We start from the raw sequence: 26,683 nt of genomic DNA, 5'->3' as shown, positions 1-26,683 counted from the left end.
TATACTATTTTATACTCGTCATACTTCAAATTGCAGCGCTTTTCATTAAGAGATAGTGACTACGTCCATTCGTGGCAGTCACCAATTTATGTAGGCTCCTAGCGACTCATTCACTTGCCGCTAAACTGCACCTCGAATTATAGAGAGTATAGTAAGGGTTGGTTATCGCATATCGCAAAACAGGGATTATATATGAATGAATTTTCAATTGTCTGCCGTATCTTAGGAACATTATTTCAGCGTTCTCCTGATGATAGTCTGGTGAAACCATTGCTTGAGATGATCGCCCAAGACAAATTAAAGGCATCATGGCCATTAGAACAGGATGAGTTATGGGCTCGTATGGCAAAATCAGTTGAAATGAAAGCGATTGTGGCTGACTATCAGACTCTATTTGTAGGGGAAACAGCCGCCGTTTCAGTCTTTGCCCATGACTATGATGCTGAAATTGCAGAAGCTGAGATCCGTGAATTTTTAGTTGAACGTGGAATGACAGTAACAAATGCAAGAACGGATGCATTTGGATCATTGTTATTAGCGGCTTCTTGGCTTGAAGATCAAGCCGCAGAAGATGAAACGGCGGCTCAAATTGAGTTATTTGATAGCTTTATTCTGAGTTGGTACGGGACATTTTTAGGTAAAATGGAGGCTCATGCCTCAACTGCCTTTTATCGTACATTGGCACAAATTGCTCGAGATGCAGTCATTGCATTGAGAGATGAATTAGAGTCTGAGTGACAGCGTCACGTTTATTGTCACAAAAGTTTTTGATGATTAATAGGTATATACTCTAAATAATTCGAGGTGCAGTTAGGCAACAAGCGAGTGAGTCGCTAGGAGCCTACTAGGTAGGTGACTAGTGCGAATGAGCGTAGTCAACAACACTGTAATTTGAAGTATGACGAGTAAACGTATAAATACAAAAGGCAACGTGTTAAAACCGTTGCCTTTTGTGCTTTTATCAATCGAAAAAACTTATGGAGCTCAGTCAACTAATGGGATAATTATCTTACCTGGTTTTACTTCGATACCCTTAGCTAACTTTTTAGCGGTTGCTTCAACAGCACTATTGTCAGGGTTTAACACATAAACAGGTTGAGTTTCAAAGAAGGTTCCTAGTGAGCTATTGAGATATGGGATCACTGCTGAGATAGCGGTATCCATATTTTCAGGGATCACTTTATATTGACTAATATTCAGTTCTCTCAGGTAAATCGCGCCTGCTTGAGCATCAAAATAAGGGCGAGCAGTTAGTGTTAGTTCAATTTTAGCGCTGGTTTTACCCAGTAGCGAATCCAAATTGACAGTAGCTTCACCAGTAAGGGCAATCATCCCCGGTTCTGTTCGACCAATTTCTGATTTTAAATTAGCTAACTGAATGTCTGCATCAGCGACGCCAGAAATTCCCACATTGTGGTTGTATTTAACCTTAGTTGCTAGGTAATTATTAATGGTTCCTTCGCTAATAGAAAACTCAGTTAGCTGGCTACAACCTGTGAGTAAAGTAAAACAGCCAATCATTGCAGCCAATATAAATTGTTTCATAAATGCTCCTTTTACTGTAACACTATTATCTTATCCTATAATTGTCGTTACGGGGGAATTTCAGTCGGAAACAATTTAATTTAACAGGCGATTAGATAGCAAAAGTATTGCCCTTAACCGCTTAACATGGCTGATTCAATTTTTTTACGGTTAAATTGTTTATGTAGTGCCCACAAGGTAATAAAACCGATAATACCAAGTAAAAACCAAGGTAATTGCGGCATATTCCATTGATGGCCGATATCATACATCCAGCCACCGCCTGTATAACCTACTGCTCCACCTAAAGCTAACCCTAATCGGCTGAAGCCCATATAACTACCGCGAGCACGAGGATCAGCGAGTGATGCACTGAGAGTCTCTCTTGCGGGATCCGCAGTTACCGTACCTAAATAGAACAGACAAATTAAGCCAAATAACACATGCAGAGAGCTTGTCATACCAATAGGGAACATGCTTAAACTCATTAACAATAATCCAGCCATTAAGCGTTGTTCAAGGCGGAAATATTTTTCACTCCATCGTGCAATAGGGTAAAGCAGTGTTAGTGATATAGCAGCTTCGATGGCATACATCCATTTTACTGCGGTAGGTGTACCAGCTAGCTCGTTAACCACGATAGGGAACATGAGCATCACTTGCACTGACAACATAAAATAGCCAGCCAGAGTCACAACATAAGTGACAAAGCGTTTATCTTTCAGGACTCGTCCCATTCCTTCTTTTATTGGTGTTCTCGTTGTTGAAATACGGTAGGCAGGCAGTAACCAAGCATTGAAGATCGCGGCAATAACAAATACAGCAGCACCGGCCCAACATACATAGTGGAAATCATATTGAAGTAACCAACTACCAATAAGTGCACCTATAACAGCACCTGCACTGTCTTGCATTAGAAGCAGTGAATAAAAACGACCACGCTCATAAGGGCGAGTCAGTTTTATCACTAAAGCAGTTCTTGGTGGGTCAAATAAAGTACCACCTAAAGCAGAAAGTATACATGACAACCATAGCACCCATGGATCGTAAGCCACAGCCATTAATGCAAAACCACTGGCGCGTAATAGCATACCAATCACAATCATGGGTTTGGCGCCAAAACGGTCTGCGATAGCACCGCCAAAGATACCAAGCCCTTGCTGGACTAATTGTCGGATGCCTAATGCAAAACCAACAATAACAGCAGCCCAACCTAGTTGATCGACAAAACGAATCGAAATTAATGGAAAGACAACGAAAAAACCTAGAACGACTAACATATTATCTAGGAGTAAAAAATATTTACCTAGGCTTCTCGCCTGTGACACCTGTGCCATGACACACCATTGTAAAAAATAACAAACAAGGAAGGATTCTTAATGTTTCTCATCAATAATATCAGTAGAATATAGAAAGGAAGATGATATTTTTTTATCGTAATACCTGCCTATTTTTGATGCTTCATTTTTATCGTTGTGCAGTCTTTGGTTATTTTAATTTTATAAGGGTTAACGATGTTTGGTTATCGATCAAATGAGCCTAAAGTACGTCTTGTGACAGAAAGAATGGTTGTAAGGTTGGCATATGAGCGTGATGGTTATCGATTAGCCGATTATTACAGCGAAAATAAAGACTTCTTAAAGCCTTGGGAGCCAACCCGAGATAGCTCGCATTTTAATCCATCTAGTTGGAATAATCGTTTACAACTGATGTCAGAATTGCATCGTCAAGGTAATGCATTTCATTTTTTATTGTTAGATAGCCAAGAAAATGAAGTGATGGGGGTCGCGAATTTCAGCAATGTATTACGTGGCGCTTTCCATGCTTGTTATTTAGGCTATTCATTGGGTGAAAAATGGCAAGGACAGGGATTGATGTATGAAGCCCTAGTACAATCGATTCGCTATATGCAACAACATCAAGGAATACATCGTATTATGGCAAATTATATGCCGCATAATATACGTAGCGGTGATTTGTTGGCCCGCCTTGGTTTTGAACGTGAAGGTTACGCAAAACAGTATTTGCAAATTGATGGTCAGTGGCGTGATCACGTATTAACTGCACTGACCTATGAAAAATGGAAGTCTCTCAAGTCATAATAGGTAAAAGCTGATTTTGACATTCAATCGTAGTCAGTTATGCTTCGCGCTGTTAAACTGACACGATTGTTTTCTTTTAGTCTACCGATCATGAATTTATTAAAATCGTTAGCTGCGATAAGTTCCATGACCATGATGTCACGGGTACTTGGATTTATCCGTGATGCTATCATTGCTCGAGTCTTTGGTGCCGGTGCAGCGGCAGATGCTTTTTTTGTTGCATTTAAACTGCCTAACTTATTACGGCGTATTTTTGCCGAAGGGGCATTTTCTCAAGCTTTTGTACCCATATTAGCGGAATATAAGAACCAACAAGGAGATGAAGCAACACGTACCTTTGTCGCTTATATTTCAGGGATGTTAACCCTTGCATTAGCGATTGTGACTATTATCGGTATGATAGCAGCGCCATGGGTTATCTATGTTACTGCGCCTGGTTTTACAACAGATGCAGATAAATTTGCCTTAACGACAGATTTATTGCGTATCACTTTTCCTTATATTTTTCTAATCTCACTGGCCTCACTGGCTGGGGCGATCTTAAATACGTGGAACCGCTTTTCGGTACCGGCATTCGCACCGACACTATTAAATGTCAGTATGATTTTCTTCGCTGCCTTTGCCGCACCTTATTTTGATCCGCCAGTGATGTCATTGGCTTGGGCCGTCATTGTGGGAGGTGTGCTGCAATTGGTTTATCAGCTACCACATTTGAAGAAAATTGGTATGTTGGTACTACCTCGACTCTCTTTTCGTGATAGTGGTGTTTGGCGAGTAATGAAAATGATGGGACCTGCAATCATCGGGGTATCTGTCAGTCAAATCTCACTGATCATCAATACTATTTTTGCATCTTTTCTCCAATCAGGGTCAGTTTCATGGATGTATTATGCCGATAGGCTCATGGAACTGCCTTCAGGGGTACTTGGTGTTGCGCTGGGGACTATTTTATTACCTTCATTATCAAAAAGTTTTACCAGTGGTAACCACCAAGAGTATCGTCACTTAATGGATTGGGGGTTGCGTTTATGTTTATTGCTAGCGCTGCCTTGTGCGATTGGCCTAGCTATTCTTTCTGAAGCACTCACAGTTTCACTATTCCAATATGATAAATTTACTGCTCATGACTCGCTGATGACGCAATATGCACTAATGGCTTATTGTGTTGGTCTTACTGGTATGATTTTAGTGAAAATCTTAGCGCCAGGCTTCTATTCACGTCAGGATATTCGTACTCCAGTGAAAATAGCAATTGTGACACTAATTTTAACGCAATTGATGAACTTAGCCTTTATTGGCCCAATGAAGCACGCAGGTCTTGCACTTTCAATAGGTCTAGCGGCTTGTTTCAATGCAGGTGTTCTTTACTGGCAGCTGCGTAAGCAAGAAATTTTTAAACCGCTAGCAGGTTGGCGTGGTTTTATCGTTAAATTAATCATTGCGCTACTAGTTATGGCGGCTGTACTGTTTGGAGTATTGCAATTTATGCCCGAATGGCAGCAAGGCAATATGGCCATGCGTTTATTACGTTTAATATTTGTGGTGATCATTGGTGCAGGTAGCTATTTTGCAGCGTTATTTGCATTAGGCTTCCGCCCAAGAGATTTTAAGAAACACAGTATTTGATTATTTATTATAAATAAAAAGAGCGCATATTATTGAATATGCGCTCAGACCAGTATGATAATGAGGTAGGATAACAGTGAGCCCTACTTTTTATTAAGCGATATACTTACTACACTTCCAGTTACATCTAGACGATTAACTAAATGATTAAATATGAGGTGACGAATGAAAGGCTTCACTTCTCATTAATCAAAATGTTTGGATGGCTTCAATGACTATACAATAATTGATATTCCTATCATATTAAATACATCAATCATGAGTATTTACAAAGTGTTACCTTAAATTACCGCCATATTTTAGCTTGAATAATAATAAATCACTAATTGATTAATTTTTTATAAATTAAATTTTAATAATTATTTTATTATGATTTGTCTTTCGGCTAGGCGGTTCCCAAATCACCATCATGGAGCGACATGTTTGTGGGAGATACCCAAAAAAGCTTATCCGATGCGGAAAAAGCCGCGAACCACTGGCAATCGTTAGTGAATAAAACCAAGCCGCCACGCCTTGATGTGCCATCAGGCTCGGCCCTCGCTAACCAGCCTCAAGCGAGTGGCATTGATATCTACGAGGCGATAGCCAATCGTAAGCTTTATTCAGGGTTGGTATTTACGTGTCAAATTGCCAATCTTCCCGAAGGCACGTTTCAAGTCACCCAATTTGACTTGCACGAAGGGTTGTCGGAACTGTTCACCCTGACCATTCAAGCGGTGAGTCCATTGCCCAATATCGATTTTAAGCGAGTACTGGGGGATAAATGCTCACTCACGGTGATGCGAGAAGGGATAGTCACCCGAAAAATTGAGGGGTTATTGGCGAGCGTTGAGCAGGGAAATACTGACGGGGTGAAGACGTGGTATCAGTTTGTTATTCGCCCTGAAATGTGGGTGATGACCCTTAAACAAGACAGCCGCATCTTCCAAAACACCACGGTGCCGAAGGTGCTCAACACCTTATTACAGGAAGCGCATATTCCCAACGACAAGTTGCTGTATCACCCCGAAGAGCATCTTGAACGCCGCTATATTACCCAAAAGCGCGAAACGATGTTCGATTTCTGGTGCCGCCTCGCGGCTGAAGAAGGCATCACCTTCTGGTTTGAGGAAGGTTCGATGATGTTTTACAGCGACCGCCATTTGGGGATGAAGGCGGGACTGCACCTGACCTATAACCCACAATCGGAGACCGATATCACTGACAGCACGGTGACCGCATGGCGTTATGTAGAAAACCTGTGCAGCGATATTCGTATTGATAAAGATTACAATCAACTGCGCCCGTCTCACCCGCTGAGCCACCAAGTGACGGGTGAAAATCACCAACAACACGAAGTGTTTGAAAGCTACGGACGCTTTCAAGACGACGCCGAAGGCAACGTGTTCAATCAAATTCGTTACGAGCAATCGCAAAACAACCGTGAAGTGGGTACGGCCTCGAGCAACTGTATCGAACTGGCACCGGGGCGAATTTTCTCGCTGAGCAACCACCCCAGCAGCAAGATGAACGATGATTGGCAAGTGGTCACTGCGCATCACCACGGCGTACAACCGCTTGCCGACAACAGCGGCGGTCAAGGCACCCAATTGACCAATACCATTACTTTTATGCCAAGCACCCAAGAGTGGCGACCGCCGTACCGTTATAAACCGACTGCCGATGGCAATGAACTCGCGACGGTAGTGGGGCCGCCGGGGGAAGAAATCTACACCAACGAACAAGGGGCGGTGACGGTCTATTTTCATTGGGACAGACGCGGAAAGCCCGACCACAGCGCATCCTGTTGGGTGAGAGTTGCACAGGGTTGGAACGGCGATGGATTTGGGTTTATGGCGATCCCCAGAATCGGGCAGGAGGTCATAATATCCTATTTAAACAATGACATAGATAAACCCATCATAACCGGATGTACCTATAATGGTCGAAATCGTCCGCCGATAGACTTACCCAAAGACAAGACGCGCACCACGTTTCGTACCAAAACCCACAAAGGTGAGGGATTCAATGAACTGCGCTTTGAGGATTATAACGGCAAACAAGAAATCTATCTGCATGCGCAGAAGAACTTAGCCATTAATGTCCTGAATTCGCGCGGTGAACGGATTAATTATGACCGCACCACCAGTATTGGTCATGACGATGAGCTGGTGATCGCCAATAACCGTACTGTCACCGTTGAAGGCAATCAAGCGCATAAAACCACGGGCAATTATCAGAGCAAAGTTGATGGTGACCAGCACACCACGATCGAGGGCGATAGTGTTGAAGCCGTGCAAGGGGTGATTAGCACCAATGCGCGAGGGGATATCACGTTGCAAAGCAGCAGTAAAATCACCTTGAAAGTCGGTGGTAGTTTTGTGGTGATCCACAGTGGTGGCGTTGATATTAAAGGTCCTGCGATTAACCTGAATTCAGGAGGCAGCCCAGGGGATATTTTACAAGCCACCAATCCAGCGGTATTGAAAGCTGCTGCCAGCACAGGTGCCGCCTTTGTGGCACATTGCCCAATGAAAGAGACCCAAGAGGAGGAGGAATAATGGCAAAATTAGATACCTGCTATGCCATTATCGATGCAGCTTCTGAACCGGATATTTTTACGATGTTGGAAGAGCTCGATCCGCCTGCCAGCTGCTTGTACAGCGAGCCTATCCAGCCAGAGATTGCTGAACTTGCGCCGTATTTGGTGGAAGCGACACCTGAGGTGAGAAAGTGGCTCAGCCAACGAGATACGCCATGGGGCATTTATGTGTACACCCAAGCCACCATGCGTGAACTGCGCCAGCACCTGCGTAAATATTTGATGGTGATGATCCCCGGTCAAGACAAACCGGTATTTTGGCGTTATTACGACCCGCGTAATGTGTGGGACGTGCTCAGCACGTTTGATAACTGGCGGTTACATACATTTTTAGGGCCGATTAAAAAACTGGAAACGCAATTATGGGGTGAGCACGAAGAGTCTGATTTTGAATTAGAGCGCCGCCGTTACCCTGAGAGTGTCAAACAAAGCGGTAAGTTGATGAAGTTCACCGCTAGCCAATATGCGGATATTGAAGGAGTGTTTGAGCGTCAATTTATACGGCGGATTAGTTACTTTTTCCTAAATGCGCGAGTTTCGATTATCGATGAGGATGAATCCTTTTGCTTAGATGAGTGGATTGTAAAAGCATTTGAGCGCCCGCCACTGAACAGCGTGAAGTTAGACCAATATTACAGTGACCAATCACAAGTGATCAGTTGGGAAATGGCATACGCATTGGTGAATTTTTGCCAAGCCAATGGCATTCACGATAAGCACTCTTATATGCTGCTGTGCTACATCTTAATAACTTACCGTATATATCGGTTTGAAGATGTGCCAGAGGATTGGAAAAGTAGTTTGGCGAGTGAGGTTGGTTCTGGGGACTATCGTGTATCTAAGCTAGCAAGTGACGTGCTTTTTGAAATTCCTAGCTTTAGTAATTAGTGTCACTATGAAGTAAATAATGACTCTTATACTTATTTAGTACCTTAATGAAGATGATTTTAAGCCAAAATAGGTGAAATTATGTCTGCAATAATTCTCATAGATGATATGGATACAGGACATGGTAAATATGGAGCAACACAAGTTATTTCAGGCTCTTCAACGGTAAAAGTAGATGGGCGTTCTGTAGCTAGACAGGGTGATAGATTAGCTTCGCATGGTGGCCATTCTCGCATTATTTCAGGAGGGTCAGAATCTGTGTTTATTGATGGGCTACCCGCTGCTAGAAATGGGGATGCTGTCAGCTGTGGTGGCGTATTGATTGGGAATTCTAGTGTGAATATTGGCTAAAAACCTATTTCAATGATCTACTTACCATAGTATTCAAAACTGTTATAACAGTTGATTGTATTGAGTATGTATTAATCATAAGGAATGATTATGTCATCATTAAAAAAGATATACTCAGGAGTGATGGGGAAGGCTTGTCAGGAATGTAATATTCCACCTAATTGTATATTGGAGGCTTCCATAACCTTCGGAGATAAAACAGATGTTTATCGTAAAGAAAATCATTTTTTTAAGCGATATACCTATTTGATAGAACCAAAGAAAGGGCGCAATGTGCTACTAAAGCTCACGGCTACGCCAATGAATTGTGTTTCTCATAACCCGAGTTGTCCTATGGGAAATGTTTTTAATGAAGATGGTTCACTATACGCGGATTTTTCAGCTCAAAAAAGCTTAGATGGAGTACTTAGTTACCGTAAACCAATGTCTGGATTTTCTCTTGGGGAAAATAATCCTATCTCATTATTAGACAGTTTTATTTATCGTCAGTCTTTTATTGATGATCCTCGCTATCGGCAGCGTTATAGTATGCGATTGTCTGAATGTGGGGCTGTACCATTTTTAACTATCCCAAAAGCAATGAAGTTGCTGAGAGCATCTTTTAGCCCAATGACGCATGGTGCTGTGATGCTTTTTCAAGAAGGACGACGACATTTAGCATCAGCGCAATTTGATCTTATTTTATATAGGGAACTTAAGGTTGAGGTTGAAGTGGGTTTTGAATCAGAAATTAAAGATAAAAAAAGTGATGATAGACAAGCTGAGCAAAAAGCTAAAAATATTGCTCGGGGATATAAACCTACACATGGAGGGTGGACTAAACGAACACATAAATATGATATAACGAGAGGATTAAGCATTAAAGGTGAAATTACTAGTATTACTGGGGATGAAGAAGTTACATTTAATGCAGAATTGAAAAAGGAATTTATTCAACATAAAAACAAGCTTAGCTTTACCAATAGCATAGATATGGCCTTTGATAAAATAAACTCAGTATTAAGCAGTGGAAATAAAGTAAAGTATCCTATAGTTAAGACTGAATTTTGCTATCCAACACTAAACATCAATGGTGGGATAAAAACACATCAATCTTCTGATTATGGTGTTATCACACAAGGAAATGTGTCAGTTGGGTTCGCTCCTCTTTTTGGCTTCCAAATCACATTAGACCTATTAACTGTTTTTGCAGCATATGCTCACATTGATTTTATTGTTAGTGATTTGAGAGCATCTTTGGAAGAAAAAAAGGAAGAAGTTGAAGAGGGAAAAGAAGGTTATTACGCTACAATGGAACTCACGCTAACTTTTAGTTTCGGTTTACATGGTAACTTTAATTTCAAAACTAATGATGAGGGAAATTTTGAGTCAGATGGGCGTAGTATCAAACTTCAAGGGGAACTAATTGGCAAGGCTCATTTAGAAGCAGGGGTGAATTATTGGGGGATTCAAGGGTTTTTCGAGATCGGAGCTGAGATTACAACTTCTTTACAGATCGAATTTGATAAAGAAAAAGGTGATGATTTAACTGCTGTTATTTATCATGATGGTATTACTGCAAAAGTTTATAATAATTATAGTGTTGGTAATAATAAAGTTTCTAGAAAATCAAAGGTAAATACAAATGGAAAAATTAGTGTTGATAAAGACATTAAAAAATGGGTGATTTATGAGGCGATGGACAAAGATGAATCTGAGTGGCGTTTTACGTTGGGTTAGACTTATTTATTTCAGTGGAGTTATAATGTTAACAGCAAATTCAAATGCAGAAAGTATAATGAAAACAAACTATGTAGTAAGCTTTAATGCCCATGATACTTTTTGTATGGTGAAAGTTAATGATATACTGATAACAGATAATACAGACGCGACGCAAGGTAACTATATTGTTAGTAAAACAATTAGCTCATTACTTAATAATGGAGCTAATACATTAAGTGTTACGATGCCAAGTGATAGCTTAAAAAATAACATGTGGTGCTCTGCTACAATTAAAGAAATAAATAATCAAACTACCTTGGTTGGTGTTAAATTAATAGTTGAAGATAAAGAAATTAAGCCAGATGAAAATTTTCATTCAAGTAAAGTAGACTATTTCGGTAGTAGCCCTAGGGCTAATAGTACGGAAGAAGGTATGCTTGAAATAACAAAAACCTTCTTAGTGAAGGATTTGCCTGATTGGAATTGGACTAAAGGAAGGCCTATTACTGATAAAGATATCCCGCAGGTTAAAGCCTTCTATCAATCTTTACAAGAAGCGTTTAAGCAGCAAGATTTAGATAAAATTTATGAAATGACTAAAGGTATGTGGGAAATTTTAGCAAAGGAACAGGGAAGTACCCCACAGAAAATGTGGGATTCGATGAATTTCAAAAAATTCTTTGAGCAAGGTTATAGGTATTCTCCTGTTGATTGGAATGAATATGAATTAAATTCATATATGAATGGACGACTTTTCCGTTATGAGGTTGGTTATGGCAGGATATCTCCAATCGAAATTCAAACTCCGAATGGAGATTTTTTCTCATTAGACCCTTATTTATCTATTATTGATGGGAAAGTAATAGTCGTTCGCTAACTGACATTTAATTATTAATTTTAAACCTAATTTAGACACAGTTCGTTATTGATATGAACTGTGTCTACTCACCGGCTCATCGGTAAAAAAGGAGAACATGGTTAGCTGTGGCGGTGTGCTTATCGGTGGTTCCTCTGTCAATATTGGATAACTGTTATTGAGCAAAGATGTTTTTAGTCGTAATGGCGCGGTTGTTTACCTCGCCATATGACTCCGAGAGTTAAACATGGAAACAATTTATGCCAATCAATATATCGAAAAACCTAATTGATTTTGAAAAAATGAATAATGAGAGGGCGTTGTTAGAACGCATATTAAAGCCTATTCGTCTTATAAAATCAGATGATGATATTGATGTAGAGGCCCCGTAATGTTCAAATTTTTTATGGGAACCATGTTTCCGAGTAAACTAAAAACGCAAAAAATCACGTCTTATCCAGAAGACTATAATGCTAAAGGTTCGTTAGAAGACAGTCCTTATGTGTTAAAAATAAACTCGGAACAATGCCAAATAAAATCAACCAACTTTAATCATCGAAAGGTCAGTTCAATACCGTTATTTTTGGTTGTTCTCGCTGTTTTTATATTTAGTGCTTACTCTTTTTTTGATGGGCATAGCTCAAGATATCGTCACTTTATTTTTTTGACTAACACATATAAAGAGAAATATGAAAATTCTACTAATACACCTCAAGGAATAGAGAGATACCGTCCTTTTTTTGATAAAACCCCCAATTTATTTGATTACTTAATCTCTTATTACTCGGGAAATTTTTATGCAGGGACAAAGTACTCAATATATTTAACCATATTATTCGCATTCGCTTTTGGTTATGCTCTCTATATTACAGGAAAATCCGTCTTTATTGGACCTTACCCGATACTGGTATTGGATAGAAAACGTAATCTTTTATATACATGGGAAAATAAAAAAGTCTATGTAGCCCGCTATGAAGATGCCGGATATGCAGCCCCAAGCAATAATCTATTTATCAAATTATTTACATTTAATACCGACAAAAATCGATTAGACACGATTTTGTTTCAACCGAATGCATCGGTTCACAGTAGTTTGTTTCTCAGTGAAGAGTATGAGAATAATGCATTTATTAGCTTTATTAACGCTTATATGCAAAAAGGGCGAGAGGCAATCACCGATCATGATTTTGAAAGTGAGCCATTGAAGTTTTATTTTGGTAGTTACGAGCCCCCTGTTGATGTTGATGCACAAATCGAGACAATCCTTAATCAACTTGACAAGGAAAAGCCTCATCATGCGCAGCACAGTTAACGGCCGTAAAATCATTTTAAAAAACGACACCACCAATACCGGCGGTACAGTGCTGACAGGCTCTTCCCTAGCCAAACAAACCGAAGGCGTCGCCTGTGTAGGCGACTCGGTTTATTGCCCGTCATGCAAAAAAACAGGCGCTATCGCCGAGGGGGACAGCTTAATAAAAATCAACGGGATCCCCGTCGCACTCGAAGGCCATAAAGTGGCGTGTGGCTGCTCGAATGGCTGTATGTTAGTTGCGGTCGGATGAGTAACTGCAGTCAAATTGGCAGAGTAGCCAGTCATGTAGATGTATACTCTAAAAGTGGCGGGAAAAATCAGTCAATTAATTTTTATTATTCAATTTGGTATAGCTAACTGCCACCATCAAACATCTTATGGTTGGTGGTTGTCTCTGAGCGCATATTATTGAATATGCGCTCAGTCTATCTAATATAAACAGAATAAATTACATTCTTTCAACAGTATCAATACCTAAAGTATCTAGGCCTGTTTTTAAGGTTCTTTGAGTCAGTAGCGCTAATTTCAAACGACTTTGACGCTGTGCTTCTGTGTCTGCGGTTAAAACAGGGCAGTGCTCATAGAAACTAGAGAAAAGACCTGCTAAGTCATATAGATAAGCACACATCACGTGTGGTGTTCCATCACGAGCAACCTGCAAAATAGTTTCTTCAAATTGCATCAAGCGAGTGGCTAAGGCAATTTCACGTGGATCTTCTAGCATTACAGGTGACGTAAGATCAGCTTGTGTCACATCGGCTTTTTTAAAGATAGAAGCAACACGGGTGTAGGCATATTGCATGTATGGCGCAGTGTTACCTTCAAAGGCCAACATATTATCCCAATCAAAGATATAATCGGTGGTACGGCTTTTGGATAAATCGGCGTATTTGACGGCACCGATACCAACGACATTGGCGACATTGTTGAGCTCATCTTCTGGCATGTCAGGGTTTTTAGTGCGGATCAAAGCTTGTGCACGCTCGATTGCTTCATCCAGTAAATCAGAAAGACGTACAGTCCCACCAGAGCGGGTTTTAAATGGTTTGCCATCTTTACCTAGCATCATCCCAAACATATGATGCTCAAGTGACATGGAATCAGGGATATAGCCAGCTTTACGTACGATGGTCCATGCTTGCATCAGATGTTGATGTTGGCGTGAATCGATATAATACAGTGAGCGATCGGCATGGAGTACTTCATGGCGATATTTTGCACAAGCGATATCTGTCGTGGTGTACAGGAAACCACCATCTTTTTTCTGGACAATCACGCCCATCGGTTCACCTTCTTTGTTTTTAAACTCATCAAGGTAAACGACAGTAGCGCCTTCACTTTCTACAGCTAAGCCTTTTGCTTTAAGATCAGCAACAATACCCGGCAACATGCTGTTATACAGACTCTCACCCATCACATCATCTTCAGTCAATGTGACATTTAAGCGACGATAGGTTTCTTGGTTTTGTTGCATGGTGATGTCAACCAATTTACGCCACATTTTGCGGCAATACTCATCACCTGACTGTAACTTAACAACATACCCACGGGCACGTTCAGCAAATGCAGGATCAGCATCATAGTGCTGTTTAGCTTCGCGATAAAATTCTTCGAGATCAGCTAGCGCCATATCACTGGCGTTTTCATTTTGCATTTTTTCAAGGTAAGCGATTAGCATACCAAACTGTGTACCCCAGTCACCAACGTGATTTGCACGGATCACTTTATGACCAAGGTACTCTTGAGTTCGTGCTGCTGCATCACCAATGATGGTGGAACGTAAATGTCCAACATGCATTTGTTTTGCCACATTGGGGGCAGAATAGTCGATCACAATTGTTTCAGGTTTAACAGGTGATAAGCCTAAATGTGGATCGTTAAGTGCACGTTCAACATGTGTAGTAATCCAAGTTGGCTCAAGAAAGATATTTATGAAGCCAGGGCCTGCAATTTCGGTCTTACTTGCAATCCCTTCAAGATCTAAGTGGTTAACTACTTGCTCGGCCAGTTGTCGGGGGTTGATGCCCATTTTTTTAGCAGCGCCCATAACACCGTTAGCTTGATAATCGCCAAACTGGGCTTTTGCTGATTGACGCACAAGTGCATCACTGCCTTCTGGGGCTCCCGCTGCCTGCATTGCAGCACTGATTTTATCTGAAAGAATAGCCTGAATATTCACCGGATTACCTTAAATAACGAACATAGTTATCGCATTGTGCCATCACATGCGCAGAACTAAAAGAAAGAAGAGAAAATTCGGCTGGTTTTATACCATATTTCGAGGGACTCGTGCTACAGTCTGGCGATTTTATTCAAAAGTAAAAGAGTAATTAAAATGACTGACTTTGCTAATATCGCAGAATTGCACGATTTGTGGCTGGCTTTACCTGAATTTGAACAACAGTTAACGCAAATGGCGCAAGATCTAAAAATTTCCCTAACTGATTTTCAGATTGATCATATGTCTGTGCGTTGTCATCATAGAGAAACCGCAGAACGTTGGCGAACAGGGTTACTGCGTTGTGCACACCTCATGTCAGAAAATGAGATTAATGGTCGTCCAATTTGTTTATTTAGTCTTTTTCAACCACTGAATGTGGTATCCCAAGAGGTGTTTGTGATTGAATTGCCTTTCCCCAAAGGGAAAGTCTATCCAAAAGAAACCTGGGAGCATGTTGAAATGGTGATTGATGTTACCCCAGAACGGCTAGAAAATACCGCGTATGCATTATTACCTCAACCATTACCTCTAGGCTATTCGATAAAAGTCAGTCAGCCAAAAGGCCAGTCAGAAAGGTTGCCTAATCCAACATTAGCAGTGACAAATGGATTAATCACCATCAAATACCATCCATTTACACTAAAACAGATCATTGAAAGCGAAAAATAAGTGATGTGATTAACGTTATTGAGAATAACTCGCAAAAAACTGTTCATGCTGTGATGTTTATCCGATAACGAAAAAGAATTAGTGGCATGATTGCACGAATGTTAACGAATAACATTTTTAACTTAAGTGATTAATTAGCTATTAAAGTAAATACTTTAATCTTACGTTTTGGAGGTGGTTATGGCAAAGCTGGAAATTTGCTGTTTTGGTATCGAATGTGCGCAAGTTGCACAAGAATATGGTGCCGATCGTGTTGAATTGTGCTCTGGTGCCGCTGATGGTGGTTTAACACCAAGCTATGGATATCTGAAGCTGGCGAAAGAAAAGCTGCATATTCCAGTTCATCCAATTATTCGTCCTCGTGGCGGCGACTTTTGCTATGACATGAATGAATTTGAAGTGATCCGTGAAGACCTATTGATGGTGAAAGAAATGGGCTTTCCTGGTGCAGTCATTGGTATATTAGATACAGAAGGGCGTATTGATATTGACCGTATGTATCCATTAATGGAAATCGCAAAAGGCATGCAGATTACTTTTCACCGTGCTTTTGATATGTGTATTAACCCGCTACAGGCATTAGAGCAACTAAAAAATCTAGGTGTCGCACGTATTTTGACGTCAGGGCAACAGCAAAATGCAGAGCTTGGTTTACCATTATTAAAAGAATTGCATGACAAAAGCCGTGAAATAGAGGGGCCAGTAATTATGGCTGGAGCTGGGGTACGCTTGGCTAACTTGAGTAAATTTATGGAGATTGGCCTGACAGAAGTACATAGCTCTGCTGGGAAATCGGTTCCTTCAAGTATGAATTACCGTAAAGTTGGTGTCACCATGGCGTCCAACAGTGAAAATGATGAGTTCACGCATTATTGTGTTGATGGGCCAACAGTTGAAGCGATGAAAGATTTTATTTCGATTACTGAAAAGGCTGTAGTGTAGTTTATTCGAAAATAGATGGAGTATTAATATAGGGTCTCATTCAATTGTTTCGAATAAAAAATTAAAGTAGTAAAAGGATCAGTGACAGGGAATGTCGATTATAACATTACTGAAGTTTAGTTTTTATATTTTTCATAAAACCTCACCTATCACAATAGCTGTTTTAATGTTTGCAGCACTATGGTTGTCATCTATCACATCTAATAAGAAAATGTCCATTTTATTGTTTTTAATTGCATTTTTAACTATTTCTCCTTATGTTATCATTGGTTCTTATTTTTTATTTATGATGATATTAGGAAGTCTATTAAGATGATCAGAGGATGGAGTATGTACTCGTCACACTTTAAGTTACAGGGCTGTTGACTATTTTCAGTTAGTCGTTTACCTGTAACTCAAATGATGTAGAGTATATATCGTAAATGAAAGGTTAATTTTTGGCAGATAAAACAGTGTTTGCATAAGGGATCCCATTTTCTAAGATCTCTCTAGCGAGAATGAACATTTCGAGTTCTTCTTGGTCATCATCCTCTATTTCGGTGTCATAATTACCAATTACCGCCAAATTTTTATCATTTTCATTTGTATGTATGTATTTTACGATATTATTATTAAATGGTTCTAAATCGTATATTGCAGAGTTTAATAATGAGGTGAAATAAATATCGTTTCCTTTTTTGTATGCGATTATGCTTACATAACGACCTTCGCCATTATCAACTATCTTGAGTGTATCTGCACTTAATTCGGAATCATAAATTTCTTTTGCTCTATTTATTAGATGTGTTACAACTCGTTTACGAACAGACTCATCATGGATATTCTCTTCTATTACAGCAAGCTTATTTATATTGTTCATGAATTCTTGCCTTTGGCGATTTTGGGCGCTTTTTGCTCCTTCATAGCCATGGTTTTCACAAATTAATGAAGGGAAGCTGCTAGAATTATTTCTATTTCTAATATTTATACTGAGAATATCTATATTATCGCTTATAACAACTTGGCTGACAAAAGGTTGATATCCAATAAATTCACCATTGCTGTTTTTTGCATTAAATTCACCACATATGGTAGCGTCATCAATATTTCTATAAACAGAAATATCTTTATATTGAATAGTGTCTGGTTCTGGATAATGTTCACTAATTGCTTTTTTTACAGCAGTCAAGATTCGATTTTCAGAAGGGGAGCAGGCGAGCAAAGACAATGATATAATTAAACAATAAAAAATTCGCATAAGAAAAACCAAAAATGAAGAGTTAAAATTAATAATCTAAAATAGATTTTTGAAGGAATATAATTATAACTATTTATATTAGAATAAAGAACATTTGGATATAGAAAATGTTTTTTACTTTGTAAGTATATATGTAAGTGTTTTTGAAAGTATGCTCGAGTTTTATTTAAGCTAGCGATGCTATAAGTACGTCAAGGGAACTTATTATTGAGTTTTTTAATTTATTTTAAAAAGCCTAATGACTGCCAGCAACCATAAAATGTTTGTCAGCAGCCAGAAAGGGGGAACAAGACCCCTTTTATTTAAGGTTTACGAGCGACTAAGATCGCTCTTAACGGTGCGGGATAGCCTTCAATCGTTTTAGTGGAGTCGTTAGGATCTAAAAACTCAGCTAATGATTCAGTTGTCATCCATTCAGTACGTCGTTGCTCTTCAACTGATGTGAGGGCTTGATCTACAATGCGTACATCAACAAAGCCACATTTTTCTAGCCAAACTTTCAGCATTTTTGCCGAAGGAATAAAGTATACATTACGCATTTGTGCGTAGCGCTCACCGGGTACAAGGCATTGGAATTCATCACCTTCAACGACTAAGCTTTCTAATATTAATTCACCTTCACTGGTAAGCTGATTTTTCAATTGCCATAAGTGATCTAATGGCGAACGGCGGTGGTAAAGTACCCCCATTGAAAAGACGGTATCAAAGGCATTTAGTGCGGGTAATTGTTCTATACCTAGAGGGAGTAGGTGAGCGCGTTGGTCATCACCAAGCAATTTTCTAACAGCTTCAAATTGGCAAAGGAAAAGCTGTGTTGGATCGATACCAACGACAAATGAAGCACCTTCTCCTAGCATCCGCCACATGTGATAGCCACTACCACATCCAACATCGAGTACCATACGACCTTGTAATGGGGAAATATGAGGTAATACACGTTCCCATTTCCAGTCGGAACGCCATTCGGTATCAATATTGACCCCATAAAGGGAAAAAGGGCCTTTACGCCAAGGTTTTAGTTGTTCAAGAATATTATTTAAACGACGTGTTTCGCCAGCAGATAACTCAGGATCACGCGTTGCGGTGACACTATGCTTTAAATCTAAAACAGTTGGCGTCATCACGGGTAAATTATCAAGCATCTTCTCCCATGATTTGAATCCGCCATGTAAGTTATGATTTTTCCACTCAGTGATTTGAGACGGTAGGGTATCTAACCAATGGCTTAAGGGCCCCGTCGCAATGTGCTGATAGAAGCGTCCAAAATCAATCATTATGAGGCTCCTTTTAAGGCTAATAATGAGCCAAAATTGAAGCATTGAAACCAAACTTCACAATGGGTAAAGCCTGCTTGTTGTAAGCGTGATTTATGTGTTTCAACGGAGTCGGTTAACATCACATTTTCTAGCATGCTACGTTTTTGACTAATTTCTAATTCGCTATAGCCATTAGCACGTTTAAAGTCATGATGCATATTGAATAATAATTCACCAATTTGTTGGTCTTCAAAATTAAACTTCTCTGATAACACTAAAATCCCGCCAGGTTTCAAACCTTGGTAGATTTTATTTAAGAGTCGTTGGCGATCATCAGGATTGAGGAATTGTAATGTAAAATTGAGTACTACCATTGAGGCATTTTCAATATCAACATCGCGAATATCACCTTCAATAACATTGACAGGAGTCGCAGCTTTATAAGCATCAATATGACGACGGCAGCGTTCAACCATAGCGGGTGAATTATCAACAGCAATAATTTGACAGTGTTGAGCGTTAATATTACGGCGCATCGACAATGTTGCAGCACCTAACGAGCAACCCAGATCATAGATATTGCTGCCTTCTGTTACAAAGCGGCTCGCTAGCATCCCAATCATGGTAATAATATTTGAATACCCCGGTACGGAACGTTGGATCATATCGGGGAAGACTTCAGCAACTTTTTCATCAAATTGCCAATCACCTAAATTAGCAATTGGGGCGCTAAACAGGCTATCTTTATTGTTGGATTCCTGACTTGACATAAGATCTGTATATGTAAAACGAAAAGTAGTCGCAGATTGTAGCAGAAAAGGCGGATAAGCTGAAAATCAATTGCTCAAAAGTACCATAAAAGTTTTACGACGCTGAGTTAAGCGTCGTATATATCCGTGATACTTTAACTCATTGGGCTTTTTGTTCAGGTGCGGTGACTACATTCAGCGAGTTGAGTCTTAGAACTTAACTATGCATAACGTCACTGTGCTGCACCTCTATCTTTTTTTACCGGTATTTCGAATTATTTACAGTATTAATAATAAAAATTAAAGATTGAACGAGAAGATTTGTATCCAAGGTAAGTAGTAAATATTGGCCATAACCATCAATGTGATCGCAATATAGGTTGCTGCCATGCCTGAACGTCGATAAGAGATATCATGGTTTTTGAGTCCATATGAATGTAGTACTCGTCCCGCAATCAAGATCAACCCACATAGATGGATCATCCAAACTTGTGCGCCATTCATTTCCATAAAAAGCAATAAAATTAAAGCAATAGGAATGTATTCAATGGCATTGCCATGAACACGTATTGCGGTTTGTAGCTCATAAAAACCACCATCACCATACGAAACGCGGTATTGGTTCCTCAGCTTAACCACATTTAATGACAACTTAATAAGTAGCAAAGCGCCCAGTACAGCATATAAAGAGCTGACCATTTATTCACTCCATTGCTTAACCAAAATGACTCACTAATTGATTAATACTGTGTATTATATTAATAGATATTAGTAAAATTTACTAATGGTAAAACGATTAGTCACTTTCTTTCAAACTGAAATCCAGTAAAGTTTAAGTGTATATAATATCTATTTAATTAATGAGGCCATCTTGTTGTAATTGCGAAACGATGATTGCCGCTGTGGCTGAGCATAAGGGACGATCATGACTATCAAGCCACGCTAACTCAGCGATTTCTGCGGCAGGTATTGGGGAACCATCATAATCTGCGAAATAACAACGTATGCGCACTTGTGTTCCATCTTGCTTGCCATCAGCAAGCCCAATGAATTCACCATAAAAGCGAATTGAATCGAGATGTAATGTTAGGGTGAGCTCTTCGTCAAGTTCACGGCATAAGGCTTGTTCATCAGTTTCATTAAGCTCTCGTTTTCCGCCGGGGATATAAAACAAGGTTTTATTGTGAGAACGAACCATCGCGACTTTTCGGTCACGTAGAGTAATTAGGCCTAATTTATCAATAATTTTGCTGTTCATAAAAATATTCATTATATGTGTAGATGATGATGCATTTTTAATGCGTAAAATCTTATGATCTAACCATAATAAAAACAATGGATTATTGATTAAACTCTCGTTAGCAGATGAAATATGTACCTGCTAACGAGATAGTATAAGGTGACATGACATTATTGAGTTTTATTGATGATCTCAACTAGCTCATAACGGATGCTTGGAGCATCAGCGGGTGGATTTGCGATATCAAATTGTTTTACTTTCAAGGTATATTGATAGCCAGGTTGATAGTCAAACCCTTGGATTGAACCATAAAAATATTCCCAATCTGCATTAGGATCTTGTTTGACTTTCATGCATTTCATGGGGGCAACACCGACACAGTCAGCGAGTGTTGAGTCGATATAAAACGTTTTTGTATTATCGGCTGGTTTCACAGTTTGGCAACCTACAAGTAGAAGAAACAATGAAGAAACGAATAAGCCTTTTTTCATAAAATGACCTTTATAGTGATAGTCTAAATTAGTGTAATCATAGCAAAGGATAGGCAGTAATGATTCCGAAATAGATGTGTTATGAATGTTCCCTCTATATATAAAGAGCAAAATGATCCTTTGTTTAGCTTTTATTGATGTTTTTAATAGACAGTTTGTTGTTTTTTTCTGCGCCTAAAGCGTTAGTCATGAAATAAACCCTAATGACAATATGTACATAAGCGGTAGAGTCACTTAAAATCACCTTTAGTTATAAATTCTGTCTATACCAAGGTGCAGTGCTCGTTACGTTTTTCGGCTATCTTTTAATCGATTTTAAAATGATTAAAAACAAAAATATTAGGTTTTGCCCCCTAATACGTCACTGTTTGTGCAACAGAATTTCCTGTATAATGTCTGCCTTTTTGACATTCTGATGTTCAGCAAAATGCCAAATTTCCGCAGCAAGCAAATGCACAACAAGCTGAGTAAAAAGGATATTGTATGCGTACTAACTATTGTGGGCAGTTAAACATTGCTCATGAAGGCCAAAAGGTCACTCTTTGTGGATGGGTAAACCGTCGTCGTGATTTAGGTGGTTTAATTTTTATCGATATGCGCGACCGTGAAGGTATTGTGCAAGTATTTTTCGACCCAGAGCGTAAAGACCTGTTTGAAAAAGCCTCCGAATTGCGTAATGAATTCTGTATCCAGATCACAGGTACTGTGCGTGCTCGCCCTGATAACCAAAAAAATAAAGATATGGCGACAGGCGAAATTGAAATTTTTGCTGAAGAACTTGATGTCTTTAATAAATCAGAGCCATTACCTCTTGATAGCAATCAAACCAATACCGAAGAGCGTCGTTTAAAGTATCGTTATCTTGACCTGCGTCGTCCTGAAATGTCAGAGCGTCTACGCACACGTGCAAAAATTACTAGTTTTGTCCGTAACTTTATGGATAACGAAGGCTTTGTTGATGTTGAAACGCCAATGTTAACCAAAGCAACGCCTGAAGGTGCACGTGACTATTTGGTGCCAAGTCGCGTTCATAAAGGGAAGTTTTATGCTTTGCCACAGTCACCACAGCTATTTAAACAATTGCTGATGATGTCTGGTTTCGATCGTTATTACCAAATTGTAAAATGTTTCCGTGATGAAGACTTGCGTGCAGATCGTCAACCTGAATTTACTCAAATCGACGTTGAAACATCATTTATGACGGCTGAGCAAGTCCGTGAAATCATGGAGCGTATGATCCGTCAATTATGGCAGGAAGTGAAAGGTGTCGATTTAGGCGACTTCCCAATCATGACGTTTGCTGAAGCAATGCGTCGTTATGGTTCGGATAAGCCCGATCTACGTAACCCGATGGAGTTAGTAGATGTGGCGGATATCGTTAAAGATGTCGAATTTGCTGTCTTTGCAGGACCTGCTAACGATCCTAAAGGCCGTGTTGCTGCGCTAAAAGTACCCGGCGGTGCTGCAATGACGCGTAAACAAATTGATGAATATGGTCAATTTGTTGGCATTTATGGTGCGAAAGGTTTGGCGTGGATGAAGGTTAATGAACGCGCGAAAGGTTTGGAAGGTATCCAAAGTCCAGTCGCTAAATTCTTAACTGAAGATGTGATCAATCAGCTTCTAGAGAGAACGGGTGCAGTCGATGGTGATATTATACTGTTCGGCGCGGGCGCTAAAAATGTTGTCACTGATTCAATGGGAGCCTTGCGTTTAAAAGTCGGTCGTGATTTCGAACTGACTAATTTGAATAGCTGGCAGCCATTATGGGTGATTGACTTCCCTATGTTTGAAGACGATGGTGAAGGCGGTTTAACAGCAATGCATCATCCATTTACTTCTCCGCGTGATTATTCACCGGAAGACTTGGCGCAGAAACCAGAAGATGCGGTTGCTAATGCCTATGATATGGTTATCAATGGTTATGAAGTGGGTGGTGGCTCAGTACGTATTCACCGTAGCGAAATGCAACAAACGGTGTTTAATATTCTAGGAATTAATGAAGAAGAGCAACGTGAGAAATTTGGCTTCTTGCTCGATGCATTAAAATATGGCACACCGCCACATGCAGGTTTGGCATTTGGTCTTGACCGTTTAGTGATGTTGTTAACCGGTACTGATAACATCCGTGATGTTATTGCGTTCCCTAAAACAACAGCAGCGGCTTGCTTAATGACTAATGCACCTAGCCATGCAAACCCTGACGCACTGACAGAATTAGCTATTTCAGTCGTTGCTAAAGATGTAGAAGCTTAAAATTAATTGATGATGAAAAGTTTCAAACGACCTGAATCGGTCTTAGTGATTATCACCGCTAAATCGAGTGGTAATGTGCTTATGTTAAGACGTAAAGATGATCCTGACTTTTGGCAATCGGTGACAGGAAGTTTAGATCATAACGAAGGGACGTTTGAAACTGCTGTGCGAGAAGTGAGTGAAGAAACAGGGTTTCTCTTAGAGCAAGGTCAATTATGCGATCTTGATCGTGAGGTAACGTTTGAAATATTTGCACACTTTAGACATCGCTATGCCCCCGATGTCACTCATTGTAAAGAGCATTGGTTTAAAATGGTGCTTAGCGAAGAGCAGGTACCAATCTTGACGGAACATACAGAGTTTTGTTGGGTGCCACCTCAAGAGGCGGCAGAGCTCACCAAGTCTTGGAGTAACCGTCAAGCTATCTTAGAATTTGCTGTTTAATTTTTATTGACGTTTTTGGAGATATTTCATGGCAGGTCATAGTAAATGGGCCAATACCAAACACCGTAAAGCGGCACAAGACGCTAAACGCGGTAAGATATTCACTAAAATTATCCGTGAGCTGGTCACAGCTGCGCGTTTAGGTGGCGGTGATCCTGCTACTAACCCGCGTTTACGCGCTGCTGTGGATAAGGCGTTATCGAACAACATGACTCGTGACACACTAAACCGCGCGATTGCACGTGGTGTGGGTAACGATGATAACGATAATATGGAAACTATCATTTATGAAGGCTATGGCCCAGGCGGCACCGCGGTTATGGTTGAATGCCTGAGTGATAACCGCAACCGTACCGTTTCAGAAGTCCGTCATGCTTTTACAAAAACGGGTGGTAACTTAGGTACTGATGGTTCAGTTTCTTATCTGTTCACCAAACGAGGTGTGATCACTTACGCACCGGGCGTTGATGAAGATGCATTGATGGAAGCCGCGTTAGATGCGGGCGCTGACGATGTTGAAACGTATGATGATGGTGCAATTGATGTGTATACAACGCCAGAAACGTTCGGCGAAGTAAAAGACGCACTTGATGCAGCCGGTTTCACCAGTGAAGGCGCAGAAGTTTCTATGATCCCATCAACTAAAGCGGAATTAGATGTTGAAACAGCACCTAAACTGCTGCGATTGATTGATATGTTGGAAGATTCTGACGACGTACAAGAAGTCTACCACAACGGTGATATCTCTGACGAAGTTGCTGAACAACTTTAATCAGTGAGCACTTGCGTAGAGAAAGCTGGATGGTTATCACAACAGCCCGCTTTCTCTAACGCCTCTTTCCCTTATCTTCCATCCTGTTAAATATTCTGTTTACAGAATACACCTCACTACTGCCATGCTGGAATAGACTATTGTGGCATCTAAAAGATACAGATAAGATGATATTAAAAGTAATAAAGGATATTAATAGGCTTTGATATGGCGATTATTTTAGGTATAGATCCCGGTTCTCGAATAACTGGGTATGGTGTGATCCGCCAACAAGGCAGGCAACTTTTGTATTTGGGAAGTGGTTGTATTCGTACACAAGTTGATGATTTACCAAGCCGTCTGCAACGTATTTATGCGGGAGTCTCGGAAATTATCACGCAATATCAACCAGATGTTTTGGCGATCGAGCAGGTATTTATGGCTAAAAATGCCGATTCAGCATTAAAGCTTGGTCAAGCACGAGGCGTGGCAATTGTGGCTGGTGTGAACCAAAACGTGGCGGTATTTGAATACGCGGCACGACAAGTTAAACAAACCGTAGTAGGTACTGGTGCAGCAGAAAAAAGCCAAGTACAGCATATGGTTAAATCTATCTTGAAACTGTCAGCTAACCCACAAGCCGACGCAGCAGACGCCCTTGCAATCGCGATTACACATTGTCACTTCAATCAGAATCTATTACGTGTTGGTGATCCGCGTTTAGTTTTAACTCGTGGCCGACTGAGATAGTGATTGATTTCTACCGCACATAATTTGTTTGCTCACAGTCTGGCTGGATATGCATCCAGCCTTTTTTATGGTATAAACAGCGCTATCAAAAAAATAAATAGAGGGCTTCATTGTGATTGGTCGTTTACGTGGCATTGTATTAGAAAAGCAACCTCCCATTGTTCTGCTAGAGTTACAAGGTGTTGGTTATGAAGTTCATATGCCAATGACCTGTTTTTATGAATTACCCGAAATTGGCCAAGAAGCGATCATTTTTACCCACTTTGTCGTGCGCGAAGATGCTCAATTACTGTATGGATTTAATGAAAAACAAGAACGCGCGTTGTTTAAAGAACTGATTAAAGTTAATGGCGTTGGTCCCAAATTGGCGCTAGCTATCTTATCAGGGATGTCAGCACAGCAATTTGTCTCTGCAATTGAAAAAGAAGCCATTTCATCATTGGTTAAACTACCGGGTATTGGTAAGAAAACAGCAGAGCGTTTAGTTGTTGAAATGAAAGACCGTTTTAAAGGTCTAAATGGTGATCTATTTAATCAAAACACCGATATCACTTTACCTGATGTGAATAGCAAAGCGCCAAGCAGCGCAGATATTGAAGCTGAAGCGGCAACCGCACTGGTCGCATTAGGTTATAAGCCACAAGAAGCAAGCCGTATGGTCAGTAAAGTGGCGAAACCTGACAGTGATTGTGAAACATTGATCCGTGATGCATTGCGTGCAGCACTTTAATTG

General features: G+C 40.1%; 26 protein-coding genes. 17 read left to right on the top strand and 9 right to left on the bottom strand.

Annotated features, from left to right (window positions below; genetic code table 11):
* The first annotated feature begins 192 nt into the window (after positions 1 to 192).
* A complete protein-coding gene (locus JI723_RS11110) occupies positions 193 to 738 on the top strand; it encodes a TorD/DmsD family molecular chaperone (protein WP_272579758.1) in 546 nt (181 codons plus the stop codon).
* Positions 739 to 984: 246 nt separating this feature from the next.
* Here JI723_RS11110 and JI723_RS11105 read toward each other — a convergent pair whose 3' ends face one another.
* Entirely contained in the window at positions 985 to 1,545 is a 561-nt protein-coding gene (locus tag JI723_RS11105) for a lipoprotein (protein WP_070929633.1), read from the bottom strand.
* A gap of 113 nt (positions 1,546 to 1,658) precedes the next feature.
* Positions 1,659 to 2,861, bottom strand: a complete 1,203-nt coding sequence (gene mdtH / locus JI723_RS11100; protein WP_070929632.1) for a multidrug efflux MFS transporter MdtH — start codon at positions 2,859 to 2,861, stop codon at positions 1,659 to 1,661.
* A gap of 177 nt (positions 2,862 to 3,038) precedes the next feature.
* Between mdtH and rimJ the strand changes: the two genes are divergently transcribed.
* From rimJ to JI723_RS11055, 9 genes are all read left to right on the top strand, one after another.
* A complete protein-coding gene (gene rimJ, locus JI723_RS11095) occupies positions 3,039 to 3,626 on the top strand; it encodes a ribosomal protein S5-alanine N-acetyltransferase (RefSeq protein WP_272579759.1) in 588 nt (195 codons plus the stop codon).
* A 90-nt stretch (positions 3,627 to 3,716) separates the two neighbouring features.
* Positions 3,717 to 5,252, top strand: coding sequence for a murein biosynthesis integral membrane protein MurJ (gene murJ, locus JI723_RS11090; protein WP_337979373.1), 1,536 nt, complete (start codon positions 3,717 to 3,719; stop codon positions 5,250 to 5,252).
* 419 nt (positions 5,253 to 5,671) lie between these two features.
* The gene (locus tag JI723_RS11085; RefSeq protein ID WP_337979372.1) at positions 5,672 to 7,792 is read left to right on the top strand and encodes a type VI secretion system Vgr family protein; all 2,121 of its coding nucleotides are present in this window, start codon (positions 5,672 to 5,674) and stop codon (positions 7,790 to 7,792) included.
* The gene (locus JI723_RS11080; protein WP_337979371.1) at positions 7,792 to 8,721 is read left to right on the top strand and encodes a DUF4123 domain-containing protein; all 930 of its coding nucleotides are present in this window, start codon (positions 7,792 to 7,794) and stop codon (positions 8,719 to 8,721) included. Before JI723_RS11085 ends, JI723_RS11080 begins: the two co-directional genes overlap by 1 nt.
* 81 nt (positions 8,722 to 8,802) lie before the next feature.
* Positions 8,803 to 9,072: a PAAR domain-containing protein gene (locus JI723_RS11075; protein ID WP_337979370.1), complete on the top strand. Its 270-nt coding sequence runs from the start codon at positions 8,803 to 8,805 to the stop codon at positions 9,070 to 9,072.
* A 90-nt stretch (positions 9,073 to 9,162) separates the two neighbouring features.
* Positions 9,163 to 10,791: a hypothetical protein gene (locus JI723_RS11070; RefSeq protein ID WP_337979369.1), complete on the top strand. Its 1,629-nt coding sequence runs from the start codon at positions 9,163 to 9,165 to the stop codon at positions 10,789 to 10,791.
* Positions 10,792 to 10,816: 25 nt separating this feature from the next.
* Complete coding sequence (locus JI723_RS11065) at positions 10,817 to 11,650, top strand: hypothetical protein (protein WP_337979368.1); 834 nt, start codon at positions 10,817 to 10,819, stop codon at positions 11,648 to 11,650.
* A gap of 370 nt (positions 11,651 to 12,020) precedes the next feature.
* Complete coding sequence (locus JI723_RS11060; RefSeq protein WP_337979367.1) at positions 12,021 to 12,941, top strand: hypothetical protein; 921 nt, start codon at positions 12,021 to 12,023, stop codon at positions 12,939 to 12,941.
* Positions 12,925 to 13,194 (top strand): PAAR domain-containing protein, encoded by a 270-nt coding sequence (locus JI723_RS11055; RefSeq protein ID WP_337979366.1) that lies wholly within the window; start codon positions 12,925 to 12,927, stop codon positions 13,192 to 13,194. Before JI723_RS11060 ends, JI723_RS11055 begins: the two co-directional genes overlap by 17 nt.
* Positions 13,195 to 13,392: 198 nt before the next feature.
* On the opposite strand, the gene argS is transcribed toward JI723_RS11055, so the two are convergent.
* Complete coding sequence (gene argS / locus JI723_RS11050) at positions 13,393 to 15,123, bottom strand: arginine--tRNA ligase (RefSeq protein WP_272579766.1); 1,731 nt, start codon at positions 15,121 to 15,123, stop codon at positions 13,393 to 13,395.
* Positions 15,124 to 15,279: 156 nt separating this feature from the next.
* Here argS and JI723_RS11045 point away from each other — a divergent pair, with 156 nt between their 5' ends.
* Positions 15,280 to 15,834, top strand: coding sequence for a VOC family protein (locus tag JI723_RS11045; RefSeq protein WP_319065938.1), 555 nt, complete (start codon positions 15,280 to 15,282; stop codon positions 15,832 to 15,834).
* Between the two features lie 180 nt (positions 15,835 to 16,014).
* The gene (gene cutC / locus JI723_RS11040; protein WP_070929629.1) at positions 16,015 to 16,776 is read left to right on the top strand and encodes a copper homeostasis protein CutC; all 762 of its coding nucleotides are present in this window, start codon (positions 16,015 to 16,017) and stop codon (positions 16,774 to 16,776) included.
* Positions 16,777 to 17,206: 430 nt separating this feature from the next.
* Here cutC and JI723_RS11035 read toward each other — a convergent pair whose 3' ends face one another.
* The 6 genes from JI723_RS11035 to JI723_RS11010 all read right to left on the bottom strand — a co-directional run bounded on the left by JI723_RS11035 (position 17,207) and on the right by JI723_RS11010 (position 21,749).
* Positions 17,207 to 18,013, bottom strand: a complete 807-nt coding sequence (locus tag JI723_RS11035; RefSeq protein WP_319065940.1) for a hypothetical protein — start codon at positions 18,011 to 18,013, stop codon at positions 17,207 to 17,209.
* A 302-nt stretch (positions 18,014 to 18,315) separates the two neighbouring features.
* Positions 18,316 to 19,287 (bottom strand): tRNA 5-methoxyuridine(34)/uridine 5-oxyacetic acid(34) synthase CmoB, encoded by a 972-nt coding sequence (gene cmoB / locus JI723_RS11030; RefSeq protein ID WP_140179287.1) that lies wholly within the window; start codon positions 19,285 to 19,287, stop codon positions 18,316 to 18,318.
* Positions 19,287 to 20,039 (bottom strand): carboxy-S-adenosyl-L-methionine synthase CmoA, encoded by a 753-nt coding sequence (gene cmoA, locus JI723_RS11025; RefSeq protein WP_070929626.1) that lies wholly within the window; start codon positions 20,037 to 20,039, stop codon positions 19,287 to 19,289. The genes cmoB and cmoA overlap by 1 nt, the downstream gene beginning before the upstream one ends.
* Before the next feature lie 279 nt (positions 20,040 to 20,318).
* Positions 20,319 to 20,717, bottom strand: coding sequence for an MAPEG family protein (locus JI723_RS11020; protein ID WP_140179291.1), 399 nt, complete (start codon positions 20,715 to 20,717; stop codon positions 20,319 to 20,321).
* Between the two features lie 154 nt (positions 20,718 to 20,871).
* Positions 20,872 to 21,276, bottom strand: coding sequence for an NUDIX hydrolase (locus tag JI723_RS11015; protein ID WP_337979365.1), 405 nt, complete (start codon positions 21,274 to 21,276; stop codon positions 20,872 to 20,874).
* Positions 21,277 to 21,428: 152 nt separating this feature from the next.
* Entirely contained in the window at positions 21,429 to 21,749 is a 321-nt protein-coding gene (locus tag JI723_RS11010) for a DUF4377 domain-containing protein (protein WP_070929623.1), read from the bottom strand.
* Between the two features lie 483 nt (positions 21,750 to 22,232).
* Between JI723_RS11010 and aspS the strand changes: the two genes are divergently transcribed.
* From aspS to ruvA, 5 genes are all read left to right on the top strand, one after another.
* Entirely contained in the window at positions 22,233 to 24,005 is a 1,773-nt protein-coding gene (gene aspS / locus JI723_RS11005) for an aspartate--tRNA ligase (protein WP_070929622.1), read from the top strand.
* A 12-nt stretch (positions 24,006 to 24,017) separates the two neighbouring features.
* On the top strand, positions 24,018 to 24,449 hold the full coding sequence (nudB, locus tag JI723_RS11000) for a dihydroneopterin triphosphate diphosphatase (protein WP_337979965.1): 432 nt from the start codon (positions 24,018 to 24,020) through the stop codon (positions 24,447 to 24,449).
* 28 nt (positions 24,450 to 24,477) lie between these two features.
* Positions 24,478 to 25,221, top strand: a complete 744-nt coding sequence (locus JI723_RS10995; RefSeq protein WP_070929621.1) for a YebC/PmpR family DNA-binding transcriptional regulator — start codon at positions 24,478 to 24,480, stop codon at positions 25,219 to 25,221.
* A gap of 207 nt (positions 25,222 to 25,428) precedes the next feature.
* Positions 25,429 to 25,950, top strand: coding sequence for a crossover junction endodeoxyribonuclease RuvC (ruvC, locus tag JI723_RS10990; RefSeq protein WP_140179296.1), 522 nt, complete (start codon positions 25,429 to 25,431; stop codon positions 25,948 to 25,950).
* Positions 25,951 to 26,062: 112 nt separating this feature from the next.
* Positions 26,063 to 26,680, top strand: a complete 618-nt coding sequence (gene ruvA / locus JI723_RS10985; protein WP_272579771.1) for a Holliday junction branch migration protein RuvA — start codon at positions 26,063 to 26,065, stop codon at positions 26,678 to 26,680.
* The last annotated feature ends 3 nt before the right edge of the window (positions 26,681 to 26,683 follow it).

The organism is Providencia manganoxydans, assembly GCF_016618195.1.
Lineage (GTDB): Bacteria > Pseudomonadota > Gammaproteobacteria > Enterobacterales > Enterobacteriaceae > Providencia > Providencia manganoxydans.
Note: the sequence above shows the minus strand (reverse complement) of the source record. Positions and strands in the feature narration are given on the sequence as shown.

Coding starts and splice junctions, on each gene's coding strand:
- rimJ (WP_272579759.1), top strand. CDS start 3,039: ATGTTTGGTTATCGATCAAATGAGCCTAAAGTACGTCTTGTGACAGAA.
- cmoB (WP_140179287.1), bottom strand. CDS start 19,287: ATGATTGATTTTGGACGCTTCTATCAGCACATTGCGACGGGGCCCTTA.
- JI723_RS11105 (WP_070929633.1), bottom strand. CDS start 1,545: ATGAAACAATTTATATTGGCTGCAATGATTGGCTGTTTTACTTTACTC.
- murJ (WP_337979373.1), top strand. CDS start 3,717: ATGAATTTATTAAAATCGTTAGCTGCGATAAGTTCCATGACCATGATG.
- JI723_RS11075 (WP_337979370.1), top strand. CDS start 8,803: ATGTCTGCAATAATTCTCATAGATGATATGGATACAGGACATGGTAAA.
- JI723_RS10995 (WP_070929621.1), top strand. CDS start 24,478: ATGGCAGGTCATAGTAAATGGGCCAATACCAAACACCGTAAAGCGGCA.
- JI723_RS11110 (WP_272579758.1), top strand. CDS start 193: ATGAATGAATTTTCAATTGTCTGCCGTATCTTAGGAACATTATTTCAG.
- cutC (WP_070929629.1), top strand. CDS start 16,015: ATGGCAAAGCTGGAAATTTGCTGTTTTGGTATCGAATGTGCGCAAGTT.
- JI723_RS11070 (WP_337979369.1), top strand. CDS start 9,163: ATGTCATCATTAAAAAAGATATACTCAGGAGTGATGGGGAAGGCTTGT.
- JI723_RS11060 (WP_337979367.1), top strand. CDS start 12,021: ATGTTCAAATTTTTTATGGGAACCATGTTTCCGAGTAAACTAAAAACG.
- cmoA (WP_070929626.1), bottom strand. CDS start 20,039: ATGTCAAGTCAGGAATCCAACAATAAAGATAGCCTGTTTAGCGCCCCA.
- JI723_RS11045 (WP_319065938.1), top strand. CDS start 15,280: ATGACTGACTTTGCTAATATCGCAGAATTGCACGATTTGTGGCTGGCT.
- JI723_RS11035 (WP_319065940.1), bottom strand. CDS start 18,013: ATGCGAATTTTTTATTGTTTAATTATATCATTGTCTTTGCTCGCCTGC.
- nudB (WP_337979965.1), top strand. CDS start 24,018: ATGAAAAGTTTCAAACGACCTGAATCGGTCTTAGTGATTATCACCGCT.
- JI723_RS11055 (WP_337979366.1), top strand. CDS start 12,925: ATGCGCAGCACAGTTAACGGCCGTAAAATCATTTTAAAAAACGACACC.
- mdtH (WP_070929632.1), bottom strand. CDS start 2,861: ATGGCACAGGTGTCACAGGCGAGAAGCCTAGGTAAATATTTTTTACTC.
- JI723_RS11015 (WP_337979365.1), bottom strand. CDS start 21,276: ATGAACAGCAAAATTATTGATAAATTAGGCCTAATTACTCTACGTGAC.
- aspS (WP_070929622.1), top strand. CDS start 22,233: ATGCGTACTAACTATTGTGGGCAGTTAAACATTGCTCATGAAGGCCAA.
- JI723_RS11085 (WP_337979372.1), top strand. CDS start 5,672: ATGTTTGTGGGAGATACCCAAAAAAGCTTATCCGATGCGGAAAAAGCC.
- ruvC (WP_140179296.1), top strand. CDS start 25,429: ATGGCGATTATTTTAGGTATAGATCCCGGTTCTCGAATAACTGGGTAT.
- JI723_RS11065 (WP_337979368.1), top strand. CDS start 10,817: ATGTTAACAGCAAATTCAAATGCAGAAAGTATAATGAAAACAAACTAT.
- JI723_RS11010 (WP_070929623.1), bottom strand. CDS start 21,749: ATGAAAAAAGGCTTATTCGTTTCTTCATTGTTTCTTCTACTTGTAGGT.
- JI723_RS11020 (WP_140179291.1), bottom strand. CDS start 20,717: ATGGTCAGCTCTTTATATGCTGTACTGGGCGCTTTGCTACTTATTAAG.
- JI723_RS11080 (WP_337979371.1), top strand. CDS start 7,792: ATGGCAAAATTAGATACCTGCTATGCCATTATCGATGCAGCTTCTGAA.